The 5,719-nt window shown below is 71.6% G+C and carries 7 protein-coding genes; 2 read left to right on the top strand and 5 right to left on the bottom strand.

What is annotated here, in order from left to right:
• Both NJ376_RS26245 and NJ376_RS26240 read right to left on the bottom strand, forming a co-directional pair.
• Nucleotides 1–513: hypothetical protein (locus NJ376_RS26245; RefSeq protein WP_252956324.1), on the bottom strand; the 513-nt coding region annotated here is incomplete at its 3' end.
• Nucleotides 514–1,151: 638 nt separating this feature from the next.
• The gene (locus NJ376_RS26240; protein ID WP_252956323.1) at nucleotides 1,152–1,367 is read right to left on the bottom strand and encodes a hypothetical protein; all 216 of its coding nucleotides are present in this window, start codon (nucleotides 1,365–1,367) and stop codon (nucleotides 1,152–1,154) included.
• 709 nt (nucleotides 1,368–2,076) lie between these two features.
• Here NJ376_RS26240 and NJ376_RS26235 point away from each other — a divergent pair.
• Nucleotides 2,077–2,379 (top strand): hypothetical protein, encoded by a 303-nt coding sequence (locus tag NJ376_RS26235; RefSeq protein ID WP_252956322.1) that lies wholly within the window; start codon nucleotides 2,077–2,079, stop codon nucleotides 2,377–2,379.
• Nucleotides 2,380–2,914: 535 nt separating this feature from the next.
• A complete protein-coding gene (locus NJ376_RS26230) occupies nucleotides 2,915–4,006 on the top strand; it encodes a TRAP transporter substrate-binding protein (RefSeq protein ID WP_252956321.1) in 1,092 nt (363 codons plus the stop codon).
• Nucleotides 4,007–4,151: 145 nt separating this feature from the next.
• Here the strand turns inward: NJ376_RS26230 and NJ376_RS26225 are convergent, their stop codons facing one another.
• From NJ376_RS26225 to NJ376_RS26215, 3 genes are all read right to left on the bottom strand, one after another.
• A complete protein-coding gene (locus NJ376_RS26225; protein ID WP_252956320.1) occupies nucleotides 4,152–4,835 on the bottom strand; it encodes a DJ-1/PfpI family protein in 684 nt (227 codons plus the stop codon).
• Nucleotides 4,832–5,368 (bottom strand): HPP family protein, encoded by a 537-nt coding sequence (locus tag NJ376_RS26220; protein ID WP_252956319.1) that lies wholly within the window; start codon nucleotides 5,366–5,368, stop codon nucleotides 4,832–4,834. The genes NJ376_RS26225 and NJ376_RS26220 overlap by 4 nt, the downstream gene beginning before the upstream one ends.
• Nucleotides 5,365–5,719 (bottom strand): TIGR04282 family arsenosugar biosynthesis glycosyltransferase (locus NJ376_RS26215; protein WP_252956318.1); only part of this gene is annotated, 355 nt, incomplete at its 5' end. The genes NJ376_RS26220 and NJ376_RS26215, both read right to left, overlap by 4 nt.

Genomic DNA, 5,719 nt, shown 5'->3' with positions numbered 1-5,719 from the left:
GCATTTCTGGCACCAGCGCCAGCCGGGCTGGCCGGGCGCCGCCGGGTCGTTCATGGCGAGGGTATAGGCGGCGCTGCCGGTGTGGTCGTGCTGGCCGCCGCGCGGGCAGCGGCTCTGCGCCACGCCGCCGCCATAGGCGAGGCCCTGGCATTTGCGGCACCAGCGCCAGTCCGGCTGGCCGCGCGCCTGCGGATCGTCGCAGGCCAGGGTGTAGGCGGCGCTGCCGGCATGGTCGTGAACGCCCTGGCCCGGGCAAGTGTTGAGCAGCACGATCGGGAAGGGGCGGATCTTCGTGACGCGGTCGAAGATCTGCGGGTTGACGATGCGGGTCTGGTCGAGCGTGACATCGACGCGCGGCTTGAGCTGCACGGGCGCGAGCGTCGCGGCGGGGATGGCCTCGGCGAGGCTGCGGCGGGGCGCCAGCGCGGCCTCGGCGGGCGCTGCCGTGACGGCGATGGGCCGGAGGCCTGCCGCGACACCGACGCGCGAGAGCACGAGCCTGTCACCCGCCATGACGCATGCCTCCCGACTTGCCTGGACGCCGGGTTGAAGGCTTGGTCCAGGACTCCGAATTCTTGGACGCTGTTCAGCCGTGAGCCGATGTCGAGGTTAAACCCTTTCGCCCTTGCAGCGGTCTGTGACTTTTCACACCCGGCAATGAAGCGTCGACTGGTGAATGTGGCCGGGGATTTCCGATTTTATTGTTTCGGTTCTTGCAACGGAATATCCGGCTGGAGTGACGTTCTCCAGGGATTCGGATTTGGCGGCCATCTGCTTGGCCGGAGCCGGAAATGGACCGCGGGGCGAGAGTGCTTCTCGGCAATTCCCCCGATGAACGGCGGCTGGTCCCGCAAGGTATTTCGCGGCCGGGCAATTTGTCCTGGCTTCGATGCCCCGATTGCGACCGGGCACGACATCCCATGTGGCATGGCGCCGCCTGGCTCAGGCAATTCCTGACGGCGCTCTCCCGTCCTGCGGGTCGGTCGTGCAGCCGGCCCGCATGTCAGGGCAGGCGCCGTCCCGTCCCAGGCCGGGCAAGCCGCCCGACGGCGCCAGGGCGGGACTGGCTGGTCCTTGCCGGGCCAATCCCGCTCCAGCCCCTTGCCCGATCGCGGGATTCACGGTTCCGGCCGGTTCGAACCGGTCACGCCCTACCCATTCCAGGCACGCGCGGTGAGCCGGAGCCAGGCCCGGAAGGCCGGCCGCCCCTCCGCCTGGACCGGAATCCAGAACTCGAGCGCATTCGGCGGGAGCACGCGCCCGAGCGCCTTCGGCCCGACCGCGCCCGGCACCGCGGCGACGTCGTCCTCCATGATCGCCATCTGCGCATTGGAGTCGGCGGCGTTCGGTCCCCTGGCGAGGCCCATCCCCGGGCGCCTGCGGATCCGCGTAGACGAGGAAGGCAAGGTCCCTGTCCAGCAAGGCGCTGCCCTCATAGTGGTTCCTGCACCGGAAGGTGCCGCCCACCTCGTGATCCGGCACGGCCACCCGCAGGCGGAGCGCGAAGCCGAGCGGCCCGGCTTCTGAGAACGCTCTGCAAAGCCGCTGCGGCCTTGCAGGGCCCCGGCCTCGACGGGTGCCGGGCCTCGCGCGGCGGCCGGTGTCGATGGCGCGCCAGGACCGTTTCCGGACGCAGCCCTTGCCGATCTTCCCCGCGCCTGCCGGGTCGTGCCGAGGAAGAGGTTATCGCGCGGAAGAGACATTCCACATGGGTTCACGGCCGCTCGCCGGCCTGCCGCGGCGGGTATGGCGGCACCGGGCTGGGGCGAGCCGCCCGTCCCGCGGCAGATCGGGGCCCACGGGGCTGCGGGGCGCGGCGGGAGCCGTGTCCTGCGAGCAACACGCGACAGCCTTGCGGGCACATAACGAACAAAAGGGGAATATTCTTGCCGCCAAAGGCGGGGCGCGGCCTGGCACAAGATGTCCGCCAGTTACTCACAAGGGCTTCCACAACCCTGGGGAAAACTGCCGGGTTGACGGGGGCCGGCAGCGCGCTCGCATAGGGCGCCGCTGTTCGAGGACCGCATGCCACCCCGACCCAAATCCGGTTCTCCGGCCTCTCTCGAACCCGGCGCCGTGGCGAGGGAGACGCCTGCCCAGCTCCCGCTCGGGACCTCGCGGGGCATTCGCGTCATCCTCGAAGGCGGCGATCTCGCCGCGGTCGAGGCTGCGGCGGTCGAGATGAAGCTGCGCTTCGGCGCGCGCTTCGCGGTGACGGGACGACGGCTGAGCCCTGACCGGCAGGCGCTCCGGATCTCGGCAAGCCTCCTCGCCAATATCGACACCGCCATGGATGCCGAGGGCGCCCGGCAATGGACGCCGCCCGAGAGCTCAGCCCCTGCCCCTGGCGAAGGCGACGGCCGGACGGGGGGAAGCTGAGGGCGAAGACGCGGTCCGAGCCGCGGGGCCATACGTGCTGCCGGCTGCCGCAGCGCGTGGCCGGCTCGGGCGAGCTTCCCGTCACCGGACCGCTGCCGGTGCCGCCTCCCGCTTGCCCTCACATGGAGACGCGGCCACGGCTTCCAGCCGCGCTTGGTAGAGCAGACGCCGCAGGGCGGCATCGCCCGAAGGCGTGAACCTGCTCTGCAAGCCAATGCCTTAGAGCATGCTGCGTTCGCTTGCGCTCACGCAGCATGCTCCAGGCCGTTGTGTTGTGAGCATCTTCACGCGTTCAGATGCTTCCGTCTGAACGCGATCTGCTCTAACCTCGCACCGCCAGCTTCCACCGGATCGCCACGCTCAGGGCATGCATCGCAGCGGGCTGCATCCAGGGCCCCGCATGACGCTGCGCCCACGACGCGGCAGGCCGCCATGGGCCGCGGCGCCGTGCTCCTCCCCGCCGCTGGAACGCGTTGCGCAACCGGCGCATTCGGCGTTATCTGCGCCTCATCCGCTCGAACGGAGATGTCCAGGAATGAATCGCCGCCGCCTTCTGGCCAGCGGCGCCGCGGGTGCCGCCGGCGCCGCGACGCTCGCCACGCCGAACCTTGCCTCGGCCCAGCCGCGCATCCGCTGGCGCTGCCCGGGCAGCTTCCCGAAATCCCTCGACACCCTCTACGGCACGCAGGAGCACATCGCGCGCCGCGTCTCCGAGATGACGGATGGCGCCTTCCAGATCCAGGTCTTCGGCCCGGGCGAGGTGGTGCCGGCGCTGCAGGTGATGGATGCGGTCGGCGCCGGCAATGTCGAGTGCGGCTTCACGAGCGGCTACTACTACCTGGGCAAGGACCCGTCCCTGGCGCTGGTCACCTGCCTGCCCTTCGGCCTCTCCTCCCGCCAGCACTGGGCCTGGCTGACCCATGGCGGCGGGCGGGAGCTCTATGCCGATGTCTATCGCGACCCGGGCGTGGTCGGCATCCCGGCCGGCAATACCGGGGCGCAGATGGGCGGCTGGTTCCGCAAGGAGATCAAGAGCGTCGACGACCTGAAGGGGCTGAAATTCCGCATCGCCGGCTTCGGCGGCAATGTGCTGGGCAAGCTCGGCGTCATCGCCCAGCAGCTCGGCGGCCCGGATATCTACCCGGCGCTGGAGCGCGGCGTGATCGACGCCGCCGAATGGGTGGGCCCCTATGACGACGAGAAGCTGGGCTTCCAGCGCGTCGCGCCCTTCTACTACTACCCTGGCTGGTGGGAGTACTCGCCCTCCATCGACATGATGGTCAACGCCAAGGCGTATGAGGAGCTGCCCGCGCAGTACAAGGCGGTGCTGAACGCCGCCTGCACCGAGGGCTGGCACTGGATGGCGGCGCGCTACGACGTGCTGAACCCGCAGGCGCTGCGGCGCCTCATCGCCTCCGGCACGCAGCTTCGCGGCTTCCCGCGGCCGGTGCTGGAAGCCTGCTACCGCGCCACCCAGGAATTCTACGCCGAGGTCGGCGCCGGGAACGCCCGCTTCAAGCGCATCCATGCGGAGTGGGACAAGTTCCGGGTGGAGCAGACCCAGTGGCTGCGCGTGGCGGAAGACAGCCTGGGGAACTTCCTGGCCGCGGCGACGGTGCAGAGGTAGCTGCCGAGAGGGGACGCTGCCCCCCTCTCTCCCACCGGATGCCGCGCATCCGATCCCGCCAAAGGCCGAGCAGCCTCTGGAAAGGACGAGTCGGCAGGCCAACCCGCCGACTCATGCCGGGGCCCGGGGCTGAGACGGAGCCCCGCTACGCCGCCAGCCCCGCCGCCACCCTGGCGACCAGCGCCTCCCGCTCCGCCCGCATCCCGGCGCCGCGCGTCCTCGCCCGTTCCAGCACCTCGGCCGGCGCGGTATCCGGATGGCCGGCCGCGAAGGGTGGCGCCGGGGCATATTCGATCTGCAGCTGGATGGCCTGCGCCACCTCCGGCCCAGCGATCTCCGCCGCGATGGTCAAGGCGAAGTCGATCCCCGCCGTCACCCCGCCGCCGGTGAACAGCGCGCCGTCCCGCACCACCCGCGCCTTCACCGGCGTGGCGCCCAGCGCCGCCAGGAAGTCGTGGCTCGCCCAATGGGTGGTGGCGCGCTTGCCACGCAGCAGCCCCGCCGCCCCCAGCACCAGCGCCCCGGTGCAGACAGAGGTGAGATAGCGCAGCCCGGGCGCCTGGGCGCGGAGGAAGCCCAGCACTTCCGCATCCTCCATCAGCGGCGCCACGCCCGGCCCGCCGGGGACGCAGAGCAGGTCGAGAGGCGGGCAATCGGCGAAGCCGGTATCCGCCAGCATGGTCAGGCCGGTATCGGCCCGCACCGGCCCGGCCTGCTTCCAGAGGGTGCGGAGCTCGGCGCCGGGCAGGCGGCTCAGCACCTCATAGGGCCCGGTGAAGTCGAGCTGGGTGAGGCGGGGAAAGAGCAGGAACCCGATGGCGAGACTCATGGCGGCCCTCCTTGGTGTTGCGGGGAGGATGCCATGGCGGCACGGCGCAGCCCAAGGAAACGCGGCCAGGGCCCGGCGCCCCAGGGGCGGGGCAGGTTGTTGGCGGCGAAGGCCAGGAGGAAGAGGATGCAGAGCCCGGGCAGCAGGGGCGCCAGCAGGAAGTCCCAGCCCGCCTCCTCGGCAAAGACCACCAGCGGGTTGGCGCCGGCCGGGGAGTGGATGGTGCGGGTGGCGGCCATCACCGTCAGCGCCGCCGCGACGGCGCCGGCGGCCCAGAGCGTCGCCGGGCCGCCGCAGGCCAGATGGAGCTGGCGGGCCAGCAGCCCGGTGATGGTCGCCAGCACATGGCCGCCGAAGAAGCTCCGCGGCTGTGCCATGACGCCGCGCGCCATGCCGAAGAGGATGACGCAGGAGCCGCCGAAGGAGGGCAGCAGCCAGGGATGCCGGGTCAGCCGCAGCAAGGCGGCGGCGGCCAGCAGGGCGAGGAAGGTGCCGATGAAGCCGGCGAGGAGACGGGGCGGCCGGGTCTTCATCGCATCCGCATCGCCTGTAAATCCTCCTTCGTGTCCACGTCCCGCAGGCGGCGCAGCAGCGCGGCGCGGGGGCAGCGGCGCAGCGTATCGCCAAGGGCATGGGGCGTCGACCAGCGGACCCCGGCGAAGGGCCGGGCCGGGCGGCGCGGGCCGAAGCCGACCAGCCAATAGCCGCCATCCTCGGCCGGGCCGAAGACGGCGGGGGCGCGGCCAAGCGCGCGGAAGGCGGCGGCGATGTCGGCGGCGGCGATGCCCGGGATGTCGCAGCCGATGAGGACGGCGCGGCGGTGGCGGGCGAGCGCGCGCTGCATGCGGGCGCCGAGGTCGCCGCGCCCCTGGGGCAGGCGCGGC

Origin of the sequence: Siccirubricoccus soli, from assembly GCF_024178315.1 — a bacterium.
GTDB lineage: Bacteria > Pseudomonadota > Alphaproteobacteria > Acetobacterales > Acetobacteraceae > Siccirubricoccus > Siccirubricoccus soli.
Note: the sequence above shows the minus strand (reverse complement) of the source record. Positions and strands in the feature narration are given on the sequence as shown.